The sequence below is a fragment of the Streptomyces sp. NPDC044044 genome (assembly GCF_056434405.1).
Genome location: NZ_JBWKFG010000001.1, coordinates 135,544 through 153,951, shown reverse-complemented (window position 1 = coordinate 153,951; position 18,408 = coordinate 135,544). Strand labels below are relative to the sequence as shown.

The window sequence follows — 18,408 nt, the reverse complement described above, 5'->3', positions numbered from 1 at the left end:
GCGCTTGGGAGGAGGGCCGCCCCGGGCGGCAGCCCTCACGACAGCAACCTCCCCCTCAGCGCACCCGCCCCCGCGGCTTCAGCGGCACGGGCGGCAAGTCCGGCGCCGGGATCCGGTCGCCGTCGTAGCCCTTCACCTCACCGAAGCGGGTGCTTTCCATCCAGTCCGCGCGCGCCCGTGCGATCTCCTCGTTCGAGCGCCCGATGAAGTTCCACCACATGATCAGTTCCTCGTCGAACGGCTCGCCGCCCAGCAGCATCAGACTCGCGTCCGACTCCGCGTGCAGCGGCAGTTCGGTGCGGCCGCAGCCCAGGTAGAGCATCGAGCCGGGCACGACGGGGACGCCGTCCACCCTCGTCTCGCCGGACATGCACAGGACGGCGTACTCGAAGTCGGGGTTCAGCGGGAGGCGTACGTCCGCGTCGCGGGTGAGGGTGAGGTCCGCGCCGACGATCGGGGTGTAGGTGGTGCCGGGTGACGTGGTGCCGTCGACCGTGCCCAGGACGAGGGTCGCCGTCAGGCCGGGGGCGGTGACCAGGGGCAGTTCCGCGTGGTGCTCGAAGCGCGGGTCGGTGTTGCGGTGGACGTCGGGCAGCGCCACCCACAACTGGGCGCCGTGCAGGAGGCGGGCGTGTGACCTGGGGCTCTCCTCGGAGTGCGAGATCGCCCGGCCCGAGGTCATCAGGCCGAGCTCGCGGGGGCGGATCGTCTGGAGGCTGCCCGTGGAGTCGCGGTGCAGGACCTCGCCGTCGTGCAGCCAGCTGACCGTCTGCAGGCCCATGTGCGGGTGGGGGCCGACCTGCATGCCGGGCTCGTCGGCGATGTCGTCGGGGCCGTAGTGATCCACGAAGCACCAGGCGCCGACCATGCGGCGCCCCAGGTTGGGCAGCAGGCGGCGGACCTCGGTGGACTCGCCGAGCTTGACCTTGCGGGGGCTGAGGAGTTCACGGACCGGTTCGGCGACGACGAACCCGCGCCCGCCGCACAGGGCCGGGACCGCCTCGCGATCAAGATTGCTCATGCCGCACAACCTAGACCCGTGGAGCACCGGACGTCAGGCACGCGCTCCGGTCATTCCGGAGGAACCGCCGTCCCAGTGGAATTACCACGGAGCTACGCGGGACAACGCGGAACAACTTAGTGGAATATTCAATCACCTGCGCCCGTTGGACGGCTCGAAGGAGGCAACAGTGGACATGACGTACTACGACCACGGAACCGCGGCGGAGCGCTGGGAGCGCGCGCGGCAGTTCTTCGACGCCAAGGAGTACGCCACGGCGGCGCGCATCCTCGGCACCCTGGCCGACGAGGTACCGGAGCAGGTCGCCCCGCGTCTGCTGCTCGCCCGCGCCTACTACCACTCGGCGCAACTGCGGCGCGCGGAGACCGAGTTGCGTACGGTCATCGAGCTCGACCCCGTCGAGCAGTACGCCCGGCTGCTCCTCGGCCGCACCCTGGAGCGGCAGGGCCGGGACACGGACGCGGCACCGCACCTTCGGATGGCCGCCGCCCTCTCCGGGGACTTCTCGGAGGCCTGATCCCGGGGTCCTGATCCTGGCGTCCGGCGTCCGGCGTCGGGGTTCTTGTCGATCCCCCGATCGACAAGAACCCCGCCGCCGCGACCCGTCACGCCCACAGCGTCTCCGCCAGCGCGACACCCACGAAGACCGCGCCCAGCGCCGCGACCACACTGGCCACGACGTTGACCACCGCATGGAACCGGGCACCGCCCTCGGCCAGCCGCAGCGTCTCGTACGAGAAGGTCGAATACGTCGTCAGGGCGCCGCACAGGCCTGTACCGAGGAAGAGTTGAGTGTGGGAGGAGGCGGCGCCCGCGACGGTCGCGCCGGTGAGCACGCCGAGGATCAGGCTGCCCGCCACGTTGACCGTGAACGTCCCCCACGGGAAGGCCGTGTCGTGCCTGGCCTGCACGGCGCGGTCGGTGAGGAACCGCAGCGGGGCGCCGATCATCGCGCCCGCCACCACGCAGAGCCAGTTGGCCAGTTGACTCATGGCCGCCTCCACTGACTCATGGCCGCCCCCACGCCACGACGCGGCGCGTCGCCCACGACGCGCTCCACACCGCCGCGAGGGCCGCGAGCACCGTCAGTCCGAGATAGGCGAGGCCCGTGCGCGCATGGCCGCCCTCCACCAGGCGCTCGATGTCCACCGCGTAGGTGGAGAAGGTGGTGAAGCCGCCCAGCACGCCGGTGCCGAAGAAGGGCCGCAGCAGGCGGTGCGGCTTCCTGACGGCGCTCCGCACCTCGGTGAGGAGCACCATCAGGACACCCATCAGCGCGCAACCGACGACGTTCACCAGGAGCGTCGTCGCGGGGAAGGTGCCGGGGGCGGTGGGCCAGATCAGGGACGCGCCGTAGCGGGCCGACGCGCCGATCGCGCCGCCGGCGGCCACGACCGCCACCACGGGCCACACGCCGCTCTCGCGCTCCCTCACCTGTGCGGAACTCCCTCAACCGTGCGGAATCAAGAGATCACTCTCGAAGATCAGGTTAGCCGCCCGCCGGCGTGTCCCGCAGACCGAGGCGCAGGTGCTCGACGTGGAAGAGCGCCTGGTCGAGGAGTTCGGCGACGTGGTGGTCGTAGAGGGCGTAGATCACGGAGCGGCCGTGCCGTTCACCGGTGATCAGGCCGAGGTTGCGCAGCAGACGCAGCTGGTGGGAGCAGGCCGACTGCTCCATGCCGACCGCATCGGCCAGATCGCCCGCCGCGCAGGGCCCCTCCTGCAGACGGGCGAGGATCAGCAGTCTTGAGGGCGTCGCCAGGGCCTGGAGGGTGGCGGCGACGTCGGCGGCCCCCACGCTGTCCAGGCGTTCACGCGTGGTGGCGGTGCTCTTGTCGTCGACTCCGTGGCCCATGGCGTCATCCTAGCGATGACACATGAAAAACTGTTCATTCGTTCCTGTACGGTGTGGGCGTTGCCGTTCCCCAGCCCGTGAAGGGTTCCTTCGCCATGCCCCCTGCCCTGCTCACCCGCTCCGACCACGGGGTTCCCGACGATCGCGCGGCGGCTCCGCGCCGCCGCACCCGTGTCCTCGCGCTCGCGGAGGCGCGCTGGGCGGCGGCCGCCACGGCCGCGTTCCTGATCGCGCTGCCGCTCCAGCTGGCGGGGGCCGCCGCGTGGACGTGGGGTGCGCTGTACGCCGTCGCGTACGTCGCCGGGGGCTGGGAGCCCGCGCTCGCCGGGCTGCGTGCGCTGCGCGAGAAGACCCTGGACGTGGACCTGCTGATGATCGTCGCGGCCCTCGGCGCGGCGTCGATCGGGCAGGTGATGGACGGGGCGCTGCTCGTCGTCATCTTCGCCACGTCCGGCGCCCTTGAGGCCCTTGCCACCGCCCGCACCGCCGACTCGGTGCGCAGCCTGCTCGACCTCGCGCCCGCCACGGCCACGCGGCTGGCCGACGGAGGTGGCGAAGAGCCGGTCGGCACGGCCGAGTTGAGGGTCGGTGACGTCATCCTCGTACGCCCCGGTGAGCGGGTCGGCGCGGACGGCGAGGTGCTCGACGGTGCCAGTGATGTCGATCAGGCGACGATCACCGGGGAGCCGCTTCCGGTCGCCAAGGAGGCCGGGGACGACGTGTTCGCGGGGACGCTGAACGGGGCGGGCGCCCTGCGGGTGCGGGTCGGGCGTGACGCGTCGGACTCGGTGATCGCGCGGATCGTGGCGATGGTCGAGGAGGCGTCGGAGACCAAGGCGCCCACGCAGCTGTTCATCGAGAAGGTCGAGCAGCGGTACTCGCTCGGCATGGTCGTCGCCACGCTCGCCGTCTTCGCGGTGCCGCTGGCGCTCGGCGACGACCTGACCGGGGCCCTGCTGCGGGCGATGACGTTCATGATCGTGGCCTCGCCGTGCGCGGTGGTCCTCGCCACGATGCCGCCGCTGCTCTCGGCGATCGCGAACGCGGGACGGCACGGCGTCCTGGTCAAGTCCGCCGTCGTGATGGAGCGTCTGGGACAGGTCGACGCGGTCGCCTTCGACAAGACGGGCACCCTGACCGAGGGCACTCCCCGGGTGACCGCCGTCCACGTGCTGCCCGGCAGCGACCTGACCGCCGACACCCTCCTCGCACTCGCGGCAGCCGCCGAGCACCGCAGCGAACACCCCTTGGCCCGCGCCGTCGTGAGCGCCGCCCGCGCTCGCGGCCTTGACCTTCCCGCGGTGGCGGACTTCGCGTCGGCGCCGGGCGTCGGGGTGCGTGCCACCGTCGACGGCGCGACCGTCGAGGTGGGGGCTCCGGCGCGACTGCTCGGCACGCGGCCGTGTGCCGACGCCCAGCTCACGGCGACCACCGAAGCGGCAACGTACACACGGGAGTTGGGTGAGAGCGGCCAGACCGCCGTGCTGGTGCTGCGCGACGGCATCCCCGTGGGCGTCCTCGGCATCGCCGACCGCCTCCGCCCGGACGCCGCGACGACCGTCACCGCCCTGGAGTCCCTGACCGGCACGGCTCCGATGCTGCTCACCGGCGACAACGCGCAGGCCGCCGCCCGGCTCGCGGCTGAGGTCGGCATCGGTGACGTACGGGCCGGGCTGCTGCCGCAGGACAAGGTCGCGGCGGTACGCGAGGCCGAGGGTGCGGGGCGCAAGGTCCTGGTCGTCGGAGACGGTGTCAACGACGCGCCCGCCCTTGCCGCGGCCCACACCGGCATCGCGATGGGCCGGGCCGGTTCCGACCTCGCCCTGGAGACCGCCGACGCCGTCATCGTGCGGGACGAGCTCGCCACCGTGCCGAGGGTGATCGCCCTGTCCCGGCGCGCACGCGGGCTCGTGGTGCAGAACCTGGTGATCGCCGGGGCCTTCATCGCCGTCCTGGTCACCTGGGACCTCGTCGGCAGTCTGCCCCTCCCCCTGGGCGTGCTCGGCCACGAGGGCTCCACCGTGATCGTGGGGCTCAACGGGCTGCGGCTGCTGCGGGACGCGGCGTGGCGGGAGGCGGGCGACTGAGAGGGTCGTGGTCGTGCGCGGCTGAGCGGACAGCCCGTCGGCGACGGCCTCAGCGCGAGAGAGCGTCGCCCACGCCCAAGCGCGCCGCTTCGGCGGTCCCGAGTCCCGGCCTCCTGCTCGAAGAACTCCGCAGCCCTCGGTCACATCCGGGGTGAGGACGGCGGCGCGCACCGCATCCCGTACGCGCCGTGACTCGCCCCGGTAGGCGAACGCCGCCCCGCCTATCCGCGATAGGTCTCCAGCAGCCGCAGCCACACCTCGCTGACCGTCGGATAGGCCGGCACCGCATGCCACAGCCGGTCGATCGGCACCTCCCCCGCGATCGCCACCGTCGCCGAGTGGATGAGCTCTCCGACGCCGGGGCCCACGAAGGTCACGCCGAGCAGGACCTCGCGGTCGAGGTCGACGATCATGCGGGCCCGGCCTTCGTAGCCGTCCGCGTAGAGGCCCGCTCCCGCCACGCCCGCCATGTCGTAGTCCACGGCCCGCACGCGGTGGCCCGCGGATTCCGCCTCCGCGAGGGTGAGGCCCGCCGACGCCGCCTCGGGGTCGGTGAAGACCACCTGGGGTACGGCGGCGTGGTCGGCGGTGGCGGAGTGCGCGCCCCAGGCGTCGGTCTCCAGGAGCGGGACGCCCTGGGCGCGGGCGGTGATCGCGGCGCCGGCGATGCGGGCCTGGTACTTGCCCTGGTGGGTGAGGAGCGCGCGGTGGTTGGCGTCGCCCACCGCGTACAGCCAGGTGCTGCCCTGCACCCGCAGGCTCTCGTCGACCGGCAGCCAGGAGCCGGGGTCCAGGCCGATCGTCTCCATGCCGAGGTCGTCGGTGCGCGGGGCGCGGCCCGTGGCGAAGAGGATCTCGTCGGCCTCGACGGTGTCACCGCCGTCCAGGGTCGCCGTGACCGTCCCGTTCTCCCTCCGCACGGCCGTGACGGAGACGCCGGTGCGGACCTCGGCGCCCGCCTCCGTCAGCGCCTTGGCGACCAGCTCCCCGGCGAACGGCTCCATGCGGGGCAGCAGCCCTTCACCGCGCACAAGCAGCGTGACCTGCGAGCCGAGCGCCTGCCAGGCGGTGGCCATCTCCACGGCGACGACGCCACCGCCGACCACCGCGAGGCGCCCCGGCACATGATCGGCGCTGGTGGCCTCGCGGCTCGTCCACGGCTTCACGTCGGCGATGCCCGGCAGGTCGGGCAGCGCGGCGCGGGTGCCGGTGCAGACCGCCACCGCGTGGCGGGCGGTGAGGGTCAGCTCGGATCCGTCCGAGGCCGTGACGGTCACCTGGCGCGTCCCTGCGATGCGGCCGTGCCCGCGGTGGAGGTCCACGCCGATCGAGTCCAGCCAGCCGACCTGGCCGTCGTCCTTCCAGTGCGAGGTGTAGTCGTCACGGTGCGCGAGGACCGCCGCCGCGTCCAGTGGCCCCTGCACCGACTGGCGCAGTCCGGGCACCTTGCGGGCATCCGCGCGGGCGATGACCGGGCGAAGGAGCGCCTTGCTCGGCATGCACGCCCAGTACGAACATTCGCCCCCGACGAGTTCGCTCTCCACGATCGCCACGCTCAGGCCGCCCGCACGGGCCCGGTCCGCGACGTTCTCCCCCACGGGACCGGCACCCAGGACCACTACGTCGTACGTCTTCGAATCCGTCATGGAAGCCAGTGTGGTCGCAGGTGTGCGACGTGGCCACATGGGTACGCGCGCGAAAGCGAGCACGGGTGAGCGCGTGGAATACGTCTGCCGCCCGGGCCGTTGTGCACAACGGCTTCGACCGACAGCAGGAAGAGGGAAACACCATGAGCAGCACGACTGTGGAGCTCACCAAGGAGAACTTCGACCAGACGGTCACGGACAACGAATTCGTCCTGATCGACTTCTGGGCCGAGTGGTGCGGTCCGTGCAAGTCGTTCGCGCCTGTCTACGACAAGGCCGCCGAAGCCAACCCCGACATGGTCTTCGGCAAGGTGGACACGGAGGCGCAGCCTGAGCTCGCTCAGGCCTTCGGCATCCAGTCGATCCCGACGCTCATGATCGTCCGTGATCAGGTGGCCGTGTTCGCACAGCCCGGCGCGCTGCCGGAGGCCGCCCTGGAGGACGTCATCGGGCAGGCCAGGAAGCTGGACATGGACGAGGTCCGCAAGTCCGTCGCCGAGGAGCAGGCCAAGGCCCAGGCGCAGGAGCAGTAAGGAAGACCCCCGGACAGATGGGTCAGCTGGACTCGCGGCGCACTGCCGTCGCACCGAGCACGTCGTGCACCTCGGGCTCCATGCCCGGGTCGCGCACGACCCGGTCGACGAGCTCCGCGAGCTTCTGACCCGAAGGCAGCTCGATGCGGACCGTGCTGAGGCGCGGCCGCAGGAGCCTGCCGAGCATCAAGTCGTCGGCGCCGATCATCGCCGTCTCCTCGGGGACGGCGATGCCTTCGTCCTGCAGCGCCCGCATCAGGAGCATCGCGAACTCGTCGTTGTACGTGAACACCCCGTCGACGCCGAGCGTGCGCCAGCGGGCCGCGAGCCGGGCCGCCGACTCCTCGTCGTAGGCGAGGGGCAGCTCCGTCATCGTGGCGTCCGGGCCGTGCTTGGCCAGCGTGCGGCGGATGCCCTCGGCGCGCGGGCGCGCGAAGGGTTCCAGGCCGACTTCCTCGGGGATCACGACGCCGATGTGCCTGCTGCCGCGCTCCAGGAGGTGTGTGGCGGCGCACCGGCCGATCAGCCGCTGGTCCATGAGCAGGGCGTGGGCGCCCTCGGCCCGCTGCGGGCCGATCGTGAAGACGGCCTTGGCGCCCGATCGCTTCAGGACGCTCACACCGCGTGCGCCGAGCCCCGACGCGTCGGGCGCGAGGACCGCCACCGGGCGCAGCTCGGCCCAGGCACGGGCGGCCTCCTCGCCGGTCAGGCCGAGGCTGCCGTACTGCACGACGGTGTAGTCGAAGCGGCTGAGCGCCCACTGCAGCTCGTTGAAGAACTCGCTGAAGAGCGGGCCCGCCGGGATCTGCGGCGTGGGCATCAGGACCACCCGGGTGTGCCCGGCGCGCAGGCTCCGGGCCGCGGCGTGCGGGACGTACCCCAGTTCCTTGGCCGCCTCGTGGACGCGACGGCGGGTGGGCTCGCTGATGCGGACAGCGCTCGTGTTGTTCAGGACGTACGAGACGGTCGCGCGCGAGACTCCCGCCAGACGCGCCACGTCGGCGCTCGTCGGCACGGAGTACTGCGCGGGCTGCTGTGCGGTCTTGTTCGGTATCTGCACCATGGCGAGGCTCATCCTTCCAGACGGCGCGGGGGCGCTCCCAGGCGGGCGGCGGAGCGCTCCTGGCCTGCGTCGGGGTGCTTTCGGCGGGTGGTGCGCGGCGTGAACTGCCCTGTCCTCATACCGCGTTCCCTCCTGGCCCGTTAGCGTGCGTGCACCTGTCCGTCGATCAAAGGTGCCCCCACATGACTGCCGACCGTGCCGAGGGTCTCGCGCGCACCGCCCGCGCGCTGGCCGCCGGAGAAGTGTCCTCACGTGCGCTGACGGAGCGGACGCTGGCGCGGATCGAGGCCTCGCAGCCCGAACTCAACGCCTTCAAGCTGGTGCGGGCCGAGGCCGCGCTCGCCGAAGCGGACGCCGCCGACCGGGAGTTGGCGGCCGGTGGGACGGGGAAGCCGCTGCTCGGTGTGCCGCTCGCCGTGAAGGACGACACCGACATAGCGGGTGAACCGACCGCTTTCGGCTGCCGTGGCGACTTCCCGCCGAAGAAGGAGGACGCCGAGTCCGTACGCCGGCTGCGAGCGGCCGGAGCCGTGATCGTCGGCAAGACCAACACGTGCGAGCTGGGCCAGTGGCCCTTCACGGAGGGGCCCGGCTTCGGGGACACCCGCAACCCCTGGCACACCGGGCACACCCCGGGCGGCTCGTCCGGCGGCTCGGCGGCGGCGGTCGCCGCGGGCCTGGTCCCCGCGGCGCTCGGCTCGGACGGCGCGGGCTCGGTGCGCATCCCCGCGGCCTGGACCCATCTCGTCGGGATCAAGCCACAGCGCGGCCGCATCTCGACCTGGCCCTGGCCCGAGGCCTTCAACGGCATCACCGTCAACGGCCCGCTCGCACGGACCGTCGCCGACGCGGCCCTGCTGCTCGACGCGGCGAGCGGCAACCACAGCGGTGACCTGCACAAACCGCCCGCCATCAGCGCCGCCGACGCGGCCACCCGCGAACCGGGACGGCTGCGGATCGCCCTCTCCCTGCGCATGCCGTTCACCGCGACCCCCAAGCGCCTGCACCCCGTGGTGCGCCGCAAGGTCATGGTCCTCGCGGACCGCCTCGCCGAGCTCGGGCACGACGTCGAGGAGGCCGACCCGCGCTACGGCCAGATCGGCCTCGACTTCGTGCCGCGCGCCACGGCCGGCATCACCGACTGGGCCCGCGAGGTCCCCTCACCGCACCTGCTCGACCCGCGGACCAAGGAGGCGGCCCGCCTTGGCCGACTGCTCGGCGGCGCCCCGCTGCGCCTGGCCCGTCGCGCCGAGGCCGCCCTGCACCGCCGGGTCGGCGCGATCTTCTCGACGTACGACGTCGTCCTGACGCCCACCACGGCCACTCCCCCGCCCCGGATCGGCACCCTGGCCGAGCTCAGCGGCTGGCGCACCGACCAGGCGATGATCGCCGCCTGCCCCTACGCGTGGACGTGGAACGTCCTGGGCTGGCCCGGCGTCAACGTGCCCGCGGGCCGGGTGGGGGACGGCCTTCCGGTCGGCGCCCAGCTGCTCGGGCCCGACGGCAGCGAGCCGCTCCTGGTGTCGCTCGCGGCTCAGTTGGAGGCGGACCAGCGCTGGTACGAGCAGTGGCCCGCGCATCCGACGTACCCCGCGCGTCCCGCACATCCCGCGCCGTCGTCATGAGCCCTTGGCGAGGGTGCCCCACAGCGCCGGGTCCTCGAAGCCGATGGCCCACAGGACGGTGTGCCGCACGCCGTACTTCCGCAGGACCGGCAGGTGCGCCGCCGTCCCGCGCGCGTCCTGGTACCAGACCGTGCGGCGCTTGCCGCCTTCGTTGTAGGTGAAGTGGGGCGTGCTCGACTTGGGGTCGATGCGGTAGGGCGCGCCGACCCGGCGGCGCAGCGCCTCCGCCTCCTTCCACGTGACGTGCTTGGCGCGGGCGCCGCTGCCGACCGTCCAGTCCCAGCCGTAGCCGGGCAGGCCCATCTCCAGCTTCGCGGCCGGGACTTCGGCGGTGGCGTTGCCCAGGATCTCCTCGTACCAGGCGGGTGACGACAGGGGGCCCGGGGAGCCCTCGGCCCAGTGCTGGTCGTAGGCCATGATGCGCAACCGGTCGGCGGCGGCGCCCAGTCGGCGGTAGTCCCAGACGCGTCCGCTGATGCGTGTCTTCGGCGAGACCGTGATCACGCACTGCTTGCGCAGCGCGCGCAGCCGCGCGCACAGGTCGGCGACCATCGTCGCGTAGCCCGCTCGCACCTGCTTGTAGGCGGAGTCGCCGGTGGGCGCGATGGACTCGTAGTCGAGGTCGATGCCGTCGTAACTGCGGCTGCGGACGACCCGCAGGAGTGTGTCGATGTGCTGCGCGCGGCGGGCCTTGTCGGTGACGACGGCCGCGAGCGCTCCGGGCCGCATCCGTTCCATGACGGTCGGCACGACCTTGATGCCCGCCTTGTGGAGCCCGTCGATGACGCGGCGTGAGCCGGCGCCGGTGTGGCCCGCGATGTGTCCGGCCGATTTCGCCTCGTACCAGAAGGGGCTGACGGTGTGCAGTTGGTCGGCGTGGCGCAGGGCGTTCTGGTACGCGGCTTCCTGGTCCCAGTAGGGAAGCCACCCCGAGACGGTGCGGGGCGGCGGTGCGGAGCGGTCGGTGGGCTGGGGCAGAGTGGGGGCAAGTGCCGTGCCACAGAGGGCGAGGACTGCGATGACCCGGGCTCGGCTGAGGTGTCGTCGTGGCGCCATGGACCCGAGCCTGCGGCGCATCGGGCGGCCCCGCCCTGCGGGTTGGGCCAGACAGGTTCTACGGTGTCCCGCGTGACTGCCAACACCGATGACCAGCAGATGTCCGAGCACCCCGGCCGCGCGGGCCGCACCGCGACCACCGAGGCCGAGCCGCGCGAGGTCGGCCAGGTCCGGACGACGTACGCGCCCGCCCACGACGGCGATCCCGACCCCGGCGAGATCGTCTGGACGTGGGTTCCCTACGAGGAGAACGACGGCCGTGGCAAGGACCGTCCCGTCCTGGTCGTCGCCCGTGAGGCGCGCGGCACGCTGCTCGCCGTGCAGCTCTCCAGCAAGCAGCACGCGAACGACCGGGAGTGGGTGCCGATCGGCAGCGGTCCCTGGGACCGCGAGGGCCGAGAATCCTGGGTCGACATCGACCGGGTGCTGCGGGTGCACGACGCGGGTATGCGGCGCGAGGCGTGCGCGCTTGACCGGATGCGGTTCAATCTGGTCGTGCGGCGGCTCCAGGAGCGCTACGGCTGGCGCTGACCGCAGCTACGGCCGGGGCCTGACCGTGCCCCGGGATCCCGCGCCGAACGCCTCCTCGAAGGCGGCCCGCGTCACCGCGCCGCGCGTGCGGTCGAGCACCCCGAAGACGACGTGCTCGAAGTACCCGTGGAACCGGCCGCCTTCCGCGAGCAGCGCACGGAACGCCTCCGCCACCTGCGCGGGGTCGTTCTGGAAGACCCCGCAGCCCCACGCGCCGAGCACGAGCCGCCGGTATCCGCAGGCTGCGGCGGTCTCCAGGACCCGTTCCGCGCGCGAGGCCAGGGCGGACGGCAGCTCGGCGGCGCGCTCGGGGGTCTGGCGCAGGACGACGCCCGCGTTCGGCGCCGCCGAGGTCAGGAAGCCGACCCCGTACGCCTCGTCGAGCAGCCGTCCCCGGTCGTTGCGGAAGACCGGCACGGCCGGGGAGTGGATCACGCGGTCGCTGTAGAAAGGGTCGCGGTGGGCGCGGTGATGGTCGTAGAACTCCCGGGCCGAGCGCACGCACGTGTACAGCGCCGAGGCCCGGCACAGCGCCTCCTCCTGCGCCTGCGCGCCGTTCAGATAGCCGCCGCCGGGATTGCGCGCCGATGAGAAGTTCAAGGCCGCCACCGGGCCGCCGTCCCCGCCCGTCAGGCGGTGCGCGGCCTCCAAGCTGCTCTCACCCGTGACCTCGACTACCGTGGAGATCAGCTCGGGCGGCGTCACGGGAGTCGTGGGAGTCATGGGAGTCATGGGAGTCATGTCTATGGCCGCCGGACCGAACATCCGCGTGCCGGAGCGCGCGGCGTCCACCGCATCCGCGATCACCACCTCGCGGCCGCCCGGAGCGACGTACCGCCCCGCGGCCACGATTTCCTCGGTCTGCTGCGCGATGCCACGCAGTCGCGCGCTCATGTCCGCTCTCCCGTTCCGACCTCTGTCGTCCTGTCCCCCGAATCACACATGAACGCATCGTGAGCTCTTCCCGACGCCCGCCGCAACAGAATTCCCTCGCACCGGATTGGCCCGAGGGGCACTCTTGTGCGAACGGCCGACAAGGTCTTGGGTGGGACGAGCGCTGCCAACTCGGTCACACCCACATCGAGTTGACCGGGTGGTCCGCAACCGCTGGACCAGGCAGAACTTGAACAGGAGGACCTCTGCATGCCCGAGGGCGACTGTACGACGTACCGCGCGAAGTACGGCACCGCGGTCTCCGAGTCCGAGGCGGAGGCGCTGGTCACCGGCATCTGCTTCAAGACCGGGCCACCGCGCATCACCGGTGTCGAACTGGAATGGCTGATCCACGAGCCGCACCGGCTCCATCTGCCCGTGTCCCCCGCCCGCCTCGAAGCGGCCTACGCCGCACTGCGGGCCCTGCCCCTGCACTCCCTGATCACCGTCGAACCAGGCGGCCAGCTGGAGCTCAGCTCGCTCCCCGCCGCCTCGCTCATGGAGTGCGTGTCCGCCGTATCGGCCGACCTCTCCCTGGTACGCGACCGACTCGCCACCCTGGATCTGACGCTCACCGGACTCGGTGCCGATCCCTGGCGCCCGCCGTCCCGCATCCTGCACCGGCCGCGCTATGACGCGATGGAGTGCTATCTCGACCGCACGGGCCCCGCGGGCCGCCGCATGATGTGCTCGACGGCCTCCGTGCAGATCTGCCTGGACGCGGGCCACGAGGAGCCGGGCCCGCTCGGCTACGGCAGGCGCTGGCGGCTCGCGCACCTCCTTGGTCCCGTGCTGGTGGCCGCGTTCGCCAACTCGCCGGTCCAGGACGGGCGCTCCACCGGCTGGCGCTCCACGCGGCAGGCCGTGTGGGCGTCGATCGATCCGGGCACGTCCGGCGCCCCGTCGATGGAAGCGGAGCCGCGTGCGGCCTGGGCGCGGCACGCCCTGGACGCGCCGGTGATGTTCATCAGGGGCGAGGACGACGGACACGACGCGCCCTGGACCGTGCCGGAGGGTCTGACCTTCCGCACCTGGGCCCGCTCGGGCGGGCCGCGTCCGCCGACCCGCGACGACCTCGACTACCACCTGACCACGCTCTTCCCGCCCGTACGCCCGCGCGGCCATCTGGAGCTGCGGATGGTCGACGCGCAGCCGGGTGCGGACGGCTGGGTCGTGCCGCTCGCGGTGACGAGCGCGCTCTTCGACGATCCGCAGGCCGCCGAGACCGCCTACCGCACCGTGAAGCCGCTGGCCGAGCGCGCGTGCCCGCCCGGCGCGCCCGCGGCGCCGCGCAGCCCGCTGTGGCTGGACGCGGCGCGGCACGGGCTCGCCGACCCGGAGCTGCGCGAGGCCGCGACCGCCTGTTTCGCCGCGGCGGCCGACGCGCTGCCCCGGATGGGCGCGAGCGCCGAGGTGTGCGATGCCGTCGGCGCGTACGCCGAGCGGTATGTCGCGCGGGGCCGGTGCCCGGCGGACGACCTGCTCGACGGGCACCGGGACGGCCACCACTACGACCACGAGCACGAGAAGGGCATCCTCCGATGACCGGAACCGTCAGCGACCCCGATGCGCTTCGACAGCGCGCCCTGACGGCGCTCCTGACCGCCAGGGACCGCACCTCGCTCCTCACCACGTGCGTCGAGGAACCCGAACTGACCGCACAGCACTCGCCGTTGATGTCGCCGCTGGTCTGGGACCTGGCGCACATCGGCAACCAGGAAGAGCTGTGGCTGCTGCGGGCGGTGGCGGGCCGTGACGCCATGCGGCCCGAGATCGACGGCCTCTACGACGCGTTCGAGCACCCCCGTTCCGAGCGGCCCAGCCTGCCACTGCTCGCACCCGTCGAAGCCCGCCGTTACGCGGCCGAGGTGCGGGGGCGCGCACTGGACGTACTGGAGAGCACGCCCTTCCGCGGCTCACCGCTGACCGATTCGGGTTTCGCGTTCGGCATGATCGCGCAGCACGAACAGCAGCACGACGAGACGATGCTGATCACCCATCAGCTGCGCTCGGGACCCACGGCACTGACGGCGTCGGATCCGGCGCCCGCACCGCCGTTCAAGGGACCCGCCGAAGTCCTCGTGTCCGGCGGCCCGTTCACGATGGGCACGTCCACCGAGCCATGGGCGCTCGACAACGAACGTCCGGCGCACCACCGTCTGGTCCCACCGTTCTACATCGACACTACGCCGGTGACCAACGCCGACTATCAGCGTTTCATCGCCGACGGCGGCTATCGGGAACAGCGGTGGTGGACCCCGTCGGGGTGGGACATGGTCCGCGGCAACGACCTCTCGGCGCCGCTGTTCTGGCGCCACGAGGGCGGCCGGTGGCTGCGCCGGCACTTCGGGACAGTCGAGGCCGTCCCGCCCGACGAGCCCGTGCTGCACGTCAGTTGGTACGAGGCGGACGCGTACGCCCGCTGGGCGGGCAGGCGCCTTCCCCGCGAGGAGGAGTGGGAGAAGGCCGCCCGGCACGACCCGGCGTCCGACCGCTCGATGCGCTACCCGTGGGGCGACGCGGACCCCACACCCGAGCGCGCGAACCTGGGCCAGCGCCATCTGCGTCCGGCCCCCGCGGGCAGCTATCCCGCCGGTGAATCCCCGCTCGGCGTACGCCAGTTGATCGGCGACGTGTGGGAGTGGACGTCGAGCGACTTCCTGCCCTATCCCGGGTTCGCCGCCTTCCCCTACCCCGAGTACTCGGACGTCTTCTTCGGCGGCGACTACAAGGTGCTGCGGGGCGGGGCGTTCTCCGTGGACGAGGTGGCGTGCCGGGGCACGTTCCGCAACTGGGACCACCCGGTGCGGCGGCAGATCTTCTCCGGGTTCCGCACCGCCCGCGACGCGGACCCGACGGAGAGCGTCTGATGTGCCGTCACCTGGCCTACCTCGGCCCCCAGGAGCCGCTCGGCAAGCTCCTCGTGGACCCCGCGCACAGCCTGTTCCGCCAGTCCTGGGCACCGCGACAGCAGCGCTACGGCACGGTCAACGCCGACGGCTTCGGCATCGGCTGGTACGCCGGCGGCGACCCCGTGCCCGCCCGCTACCGCCGCTCCGGGCCGGTCTGGGGCGACCAGTCCTTCGCGGACCTCGCCCGCGTGGTGCGGTCCGGCGCGATGCTCGCCGCGGTGCGCGACGCGACCGAGGCGGGCGCGGACGGGGAAGCCGCGGCGGCGCCGTTCGCCGCCGGGACCTGGCTGTTCAGCCACAACGGCGCGGTCACCGGCTGGCCGCGCTCGCTCGCCCCGCTGGCCCGCCTGCTGCCGCCCGAGAACCTCCTCTCCCTGGAGGCGCGGTGCGACTCCGCGCTGGTGTGGGCGCTCGTCCTGCACCGGCTGCGCAGCGGCGACGACGAGAGCCAGGCCCTCGCTGACACCGTGACCGAGGTCGCCGAGGCGGCACCCGGATCGCGCCTCAACCTCCTGCTCACCAACGGCGAGACGATCGCCGCGACGGCCTGGGGCGACACCCTCTGGTATCTCGGCGAACCGGGCCGCCGCACCGTCGTGGCCTCCGAGCCCTACGACGACGATCCGCACTGGCGCCAGGTGCCCGACCGCACGCTGCTGGCCGCCAGCCGTAACGATGTCCTGCTGACCCCGCTCAAGGAGCCCACCGCGTGAGCCCGTTCCAGCTGACCCGCACCCTGCCCGTGGACGCCACCGATGCCGCTCTGCGCGCCGATGTCCTGCACGGCCTCACCCACACCCCCAAAACGCTGCCGCCCAAGTGGTTCTACGACGCGCGGGGCAGCGCCCTCTTCGACGAGATCACCACACTGCCCGAGTACTACCCGACGCGCGCCGAGCGCGAGATCCTGCAGAACCGCGCCACGGAGATCGCCGGGGCGACAGGCGCGCGCACGCTGATCGAGCTGGGCTCGGGCTCCTCGGAGAAGACCCGCCACCTGATCGACGCGCTGCCGGGCCTGCACACGTACGTACCCGTGGACGTGAGCGAGAGCGCGCTCACCGGCGCCGCGAACACCCTGATCGCCTCGCGCCCCTCCCTGAACGTGCACGCCCTGATCGCCGACTTCACCCGCGGCCTCGCCCTGCCGGGCACACCGGGCCCGCGTCTGGTCGCCTTCCTGGGCGGCACGATCGGCAATCTGCTGCCCACCGAGCGCTCGGCGTTCCTGGCGTCGGTGCGCACCCTGCTCTCCCCCGGTGACGCGCTGCTGCTCGGCACCGACCTGGTGAAGGAGGAGTCGGTGCTCGTCTCGGCGTACGACGACGGGTCGGGCGTCACGGCCTCCTTCAACAAGAACGTCCTGACCGTGATCAACCGCGAGCTGGGCGCGGACTTCGACCCCGACGCGTTCTCGCACGTGGCCGTCTGGGACCGCGAGCACGAGTGGATCGAGATGCGCCTGCGCTCCCTGGCCGCCCAGACGGTGAAGATCCCGGCGCTCGACCTGGCGGTCGACTTCGACCGCCACGAGGAGATGCGCACCGAGATCTCGGCGAAGTTCCGTGAGGACGGCGTGCGGGCCGAGCTGTCCGCGGCGGACCTGAAGCTGACCCACTGGTGGACGGACGAAAGGGCGCGGTTCGCGCTGTCGCTGAGTGTGGCGCGCTAGCGCTGTCCCGTGACCGTCACGGCCCGCTGACGTCGAGCTCCCGGGTGATCCGGCGCGAGGCCGCCTTCGCCTCCGTCGCCGGGTCACCCCCGCCGAGCACCTTCGACATGTACGCCTTGATCGGGTTGTCCGCCTCCACGGCCGCCCACTTGGGCGAGGCCGGCGTCGCTCGCCCCCTGGCCGCCCCCGCGGCCATCGCGGCGACCCCCTCCTCGCCCGCGACGAGGGAGGCGAGCGTCGTCTTGTTCGGCACGTAGTTCATGGTCCTGGCCAGGTCCTTCTGCCACTTCTTGCCCGCGAGGGCCTCGATCACGGCCACCGCGCCCTTGCGGTCGTCCGTCCTCCCGCGCACGACGAGGTCGGACCCGCCGGTGAAGACCGCTCCCGGCTTCGCCGCCGTCTTGCCCGGGATGGGGAAGTAGCCGAGTTTCCCCTTCAGTTCGGGGTTCTCCTCCTCGATGGCCCGTGCCGTCCCCGGCACGGCGACGATCTGCGCCACATCGCCCTTGGCGAACACCCCCGCCTGCGGCGGATGCTCCTCGTCCGCGTCCCGGGGGCCATCGCCCAGCGCCTGCAACTGCTGGTAGAACTCCATGCCCCGCAGCGCCGCGGGCGTGTGCAGGCTGCCCTCCCACACGCCTCGCGACCCCTTGGCCTCCGTGGCGAGCTCGCCGCCCTCGTCCCAGATGAATCCGGCCAGCGTGTACCAGTCCTGGCCCGCCAGATAGATCCCCTGGTCGCCTCCGGAGTCGAGCCGCCGCGTGTCGGAGATCCACTGCGCGCGGGTCTTCGGCGGCTGTTCGATCCCGGCCCGCGCGAACAGGTCCTTGTTGTAGATGACGACGCGGTTGGCGGCGTACCAAGGGATGCCGTACTGGCTGCCGTTGTACTGGCCGGGCTCGGCGAGACCCGGCAGCCAGTCCTTCATGCCGAAGTCGCGCGCGGACTCCAGGGTGAGGTCGTAGAGCCCGCCCTCGTCGACGTACTGGGCGACCTGGGTGTTGCCGACCTCGATGACATCGGGCCCGTCCTCCGCCTTGAGCGTGGCCTTGACCTTGCCGCCGATGCCGGTCCACTCCTGGAGGCGTATCTCCAGGTCGATGTCGCCGTTCCGCTTCTCGAAGTCGGTCGTGAACCGCTTGATGAACTCCTCCGACGCACTGCCCCGCATGAGCCACACGGTGACGGTCCGCTTCTCCTCCCCGCCGCCCGGCAGGACGCCGCATCCGGCGAGCAGCGTGGTCGTGGCGAGGGTGAGGGACAGGGACATGGCGACACGGCGGTGCGGTTTCACGTGGGTCACTTTCTTCCTGCGGACAGGGGAAGGTCGGCCCGACGTGGGGGTGAGCTGGTGGCTCGAACGGGTACGGCTGGATTTTGGTCTGTACCAATGGGTCGGTCAAGGGGGAACGGCACCGGGATCGGATATTCCGGTGCCGTTCGCAGGTGGGACCGGGTGCGGGATCGCAGGTGG

Annotated in this window: 18 protein-coding genes; 9 read left to right on the top strand and 9 right to left on the bottom strand. The window is 72.3% G+C overall.

Annotated features, from left to right (window positions below; translation table 11 throughout):
• Window positions 1-55: 55 nt before the first annotated feature.
• Complete coding sequence (locus AC07AG_RS00695) at window positions 56-1,021, bottom strand: pirin family protein (RefSeq protein WP_478750445.1); 966 nt, start codon at window positions 1,019-1,021, stop codon at window positions 56-58.
• 169 nt (window positions 1,022-1,190) lie between these two features.
• On the opposite strand from AC07AG_RS00695, the gene AC07AG_RS00690 reads away from it, so the two are divergent.
• The gene (locus AC07AG_RS00690) at window positions 1,191-1,538 is read left to right on the top strand and encodes a tetratricopeptide repeat protein (RefSeq protein ID WP_478750443.1); all 348 of its coding nucleotides are present in this window, start codon (window positions 1,191-1,193) and stop codon (window positions 1,536-1,538) included.
• 88 nt (window positions 1,539-1,626) lie between these two features.
• Here AC07AG_RS00690 and crcB read toward each other — a convergent pair whose 3' ends face one another.
• The 3 genes from crcB to AC07AG_RS00675 are packed head-to-tail and all read right to left on the bottom strand — an operon-like array spanning window position 1,627 to window position 2,876.
• Window positions 1,627-2,013: a fluoride efflux transporter CrcB gene (crcB, locus tag AC07AG_RS00685; protein WP_478750441.1), complete on the bottom strand. Its 387-nt coding sequence runs from the start codon at window positions 2,011-2,013 to the stop codon at window positions 1,627-1,629.
• Window positions 2,014-2,029: 16 nt separating this feature from the next.
• Window positions 2,030-2,455: a FluC/FEX family fluoride channel gene (locus AC07AG_RS00680; protein WP_478750439.1), complete on the bottom strand. Its 426-nt coding sequence runs from the start codon at window positions 2,453-2,455 to the stop codon at window positions 2,030-2,032.
• Between the two features lie 55 nt (window positions 2,456-2,510).
• Entirely contained in the window at window positions 2,511-2,876 is a 366-nt protein-coding gene (locus AC07AG_RS00675) for an ArsR/SmtB family transcription factor (RefSeq protein ID WP_361201145.1), read from the bottom strand.
• Between the two features lie 95 nt (window positions 2,877-2,971).
• Between AC07AG_RS00675 and AC07AG_RS00670 the strand changes: the two genes are divergently transcribed.
• Window positions 2,972-4,963 (top strand): heavy metal translocating P-type ATPase, encoded by a 1,992-nt coding sequence (locus tag AC07AG_RS00670; RefSeq protein ID WP_478750437.1) that lies wholly within the window; start codon window positions 2,972-2,974, stop codon window positions 4,961-4,963.
• Between the two features lie 221 nt (window positions 4,964-5,184).
• On the opposite strand, the gene AC07AG_RS00665 is transcribed toward AC07AG_RS00670, so the two are convergent.
• Window positions 5,185-6,609 (bottom strand): dihydrolipoyl dehydrogenase family protein, encoded by a 1,425-nt coding sequence (locus tag AC07AG_RS00665; RefSeq protein WP_478750435.1) that lies wholly within the window; start codon window positions 6,607-6,609, stop codon window positions 5,185-5,187.
• Between the two features lie 143 nt (window positions 6,610-6,752).
• Between AC07AG_RS00665 and trxA the strand changes: the two genes are divergently transcribed.
• Window positions 6,753-7,142: a thioredoxin gene (gene trxA / locus AC07AG_RS00660; protein ID WP_249586068.1), complete on the top strand. Its 390-nt coding sequence runs from the start codon at window positions 6,753-6,755 to the stop codon at window positions 7,140-7,142.
• Window positions 7,143-7,164: 22 nt separating this feature from the next.
• Here the strand turns inward: trxA and AC07AG_RS00655 are convergent, their stop codons facing one another.
• Entirely contained in the window at window positions 7,165-8,205 is a 1,041-nt protein-coding gene (locus AC07AG_RS00655; protein WP_478750433.1) for a LacI family DNA-binding transcriptional regulator, read from the bottom strand.
• Window positions 8,206-8,387: 182 nt separating this feature from the next.
• On the opposite strand from AC07AG_RS00655, the gene AC07AG_RS00650 reads away from it, so the two are divergent.
• Window positions 8,388-9,830, top strand: coding sequence for an amidase (locus AC07AG_RS00650; protein WP_478750431.1), 1,443 nt, complete (start codon window positions 8,388-8,390; stop codon window positions 9,828-9,830).
• Here the strand turns inward: AC07AG_RS00650 and AC07AG_RS00645 are convergent.
• Complete coding sequence (locus tag AC07AG_RS00645; protein WP_478750429.1) at window positions 9,825-10,886, bottom strand: glycosyl hydrolase family 18 protein; 1,062 nt, start codon at window positions 10,884-10,886, stop codon at window positions 9,825-9,827. The genes AC07AG_RS00650 and AC07AG_RS00645 overlap by 6 nt on opposite strands.
• A 72-nt stretch (window positions 10,887-10,958) precedes the next feature.
• Here AC07AG_RS00645 and AC07AG_RS00640 point away from each other — a divergent pair, with 72 nt between their 5' ends.
• Window positions 10,959-11,417 carry a type II toxin-antitoxin system PemK/MazF family toxin gene (locus tag AC07AG_RS00640; RefSeq protein WP_478750427.1) on the top strand — a complete coding sequence of 153 codons (459 nt, stop codon included), beginning with the start codon at window positions 10,959-10,961 and terminating at the stop codon, window positions 11,415-11,417.
• Between the two features lie 6 nt (window positions 11,418-11,423).
• On the opposite strand, the gene AC07AG_RS00635 is transcribed toward AC07AG_RS00640, so the two are convergent.
• Entirely contained in the window at window positions 11,424-12,311 is an 888-nt protein-coding gene (locus tag AC07AG_RS00635) for a TIGR02452 family protein (protein ID WP_478750425.1), read from the bottom strand.
• 249 nt (window positions 12,312-12,560) lie between these two features.
• Here AC07AG_RS00635 and egtA point away from each other — a divergent pair, with 249 nt between their 5' ends.
• The 4 genes from egtA to egtD are packed head-to-tail and all read left to right on the top strand — an operon-like array spanning window position 12,561 to window position 16,934.
• Window positions 12,561-13,895, top strand: coding sequence for an ergothioneine biosynthesis glutamate--cysteine ligase EgtA (egtA, locus tag AC07AG_RS00630; RefSeq protein ID WP_478750423.1), 1,335 nt, complete (start codon window positions 12,561-12,563; stop codon window positions 13,893-13,895).
• Entirely contained in the window at window positions 13,892-15,220 is a 1,329-nt protein-coding gene (gene egtB, locus AC07AG_RS00625) for an ergothioneine biosynthesis protein EgtB (RefSeq protein WP_478750421.1), read from the top strand. The genes egtA and egtB overlap by 4 nt, the downstream gene beginning before the upstream one ends.
• A complete protein-coding gene (gene egtC, locus AC07AG_RS00620; protein ID WP_478750419.1) occupies window positions 15,220-15,975 on the top strand; it encodes an ergothioneine biosynthesis protein EgtC in 756 nt (251 codons plus the stop codon). The genes egtB and egtC overlap by 1 nt, the downstream gene beginning before the upstream one ends.
• The gene (gene egtD, locus AC07AG_RS00615) at window positions 15,972-16,934 is read left to right on the top strand and encodes an L-histidine N(alpha)-methyltransferase (RefSeq protein WP_478750417.1); all 963 of its coding nucleotides are present in this window, start codon (window positions 15,972-15,974) and stop codon (window positions 16,932-16,934) included. Before egtC ends, egtD begins: the two co-directional genes overlap by 4 nt.
• 16 nt (window positions 16,935-16,950) lie before the next feature.
• Here egtD and AC07AG_RS00610 read toward each other — a convergent pair whose 3' ends face one another.
• On the bottom strand, window positions 16,951-18,204 hold the full coding sequence (locus tag AC07AG_RS00610) for an extracellular solute-binding protein (RefSeq protein ID WP_478752149.1): 1,254 nt from the start codon (window positions 18,202-18,204) through the stop codon (window positions 16,951-16,953).
• Window positions 18,205-18,408 lie beyond the last annotated feature (204 nt).

Excerpts from the sequence above, each read along its gene's own strand:
- AC07AG_RS00645 (WP_478750429.1), bottom strand. The coding sequence starts at position 10,886 with ATGGCGCCACGACGACACCTCAGCCGAGCCCGGGTCATCGCAGTCCTC.
- AC07AG_RS00695 (WP_478750445.1), bottom strand. The coding sequence starts at position 1,021 with ATGAGCAATCTTGATCGCGAGGCGGTCCCGGCCCTGTGCGGCGGGCGC.
- trxA (WP_249586068.1), top strand. The coding sequence starts at position 6,753 with ATGAGCAGCACGACTGTGGAGCTCACCAAGGAGAACTTCGACCAGACG.
- AC07AG_RS00675 (WP_361201145.1), bottom strand. The coding sequence starts at position 2,876 with ATGGGCCACGGAGTCGACGACAAGAGCACCGCCACCACGCGTGAACGC.
- AC07AG_RS00665 (WP_478750435.1), bottom strand. The coding sequence starts at position 6,609 with ATGACGGATTCGAAGACGTACGACGTAGTGGTCCTGGGTGCCGGTCCC.
- AC07AG_RS00655 (WP_478750433.1), bottom strand. The coding sequence starts at position 8,205 with ATGGTGCAGATACCGAACAAGACCGCACAGCAGCCCGCGCAGTACTCC.
- egtA (WP_478750423.1), top strand. The coding sequence starts at position 12,561 with ATGCCCGAGGGCGACTGTACGACGTACCGCGCGAAGTACGGCACCGCG.
- AC07AG_RS00610 (WP_478752149.1), bottom strand. The coding sequence starts at position 18,204 with ATGTCCCTGTCCCTCACCCTCGCCACGACCACGCTGCTCGCCGGATGC.
- egtB (WP_478750421.1), top strand. The coding sequence starts at position 13,892 with ATGACCGGAACCGTCAGCGACCCCGATGCGCTTCGACAGCGCGCCCTG.
- egtC (WP_478750419.1), top strand. The coding sequence starts at position 15,220 with ATGTGCCGTCACCTGGCCTACCTCGGCCCCCAGGAGCCGCTCGGCAAG.
- AC07AG_RS00635 (WP_478750425.1), bottom strand. The coding sequence starts at position 12,311 with ATGAGCGCGCGACTGCGTGGCATCGCGCAGCAGACCGAGGAAATCGTG.
- AC07AG_RS00670 (WP_478750437.1), top strand. The coding sequence starts at position 2,972 with ATGCCCCCTGCCCTGCTCACCCGCTCCGACCACGGGGTTCCCGACGAT.
- crcB (WP_478750441.1), bottom strand. The coding sequence starts at position 2,013 with ATGAGTCAACTGGCCAACTGGCTCTGCGTGGTGGCGGGCGCGATGATC.
- AC07AG_RS00650 (WP_478750431.1), top strand. The coding sequence starts at position 8,388 with ATGACTGCCGACCGTGCCGAGGGTCTCGCGCGCACCGCCCGCGCGCTG.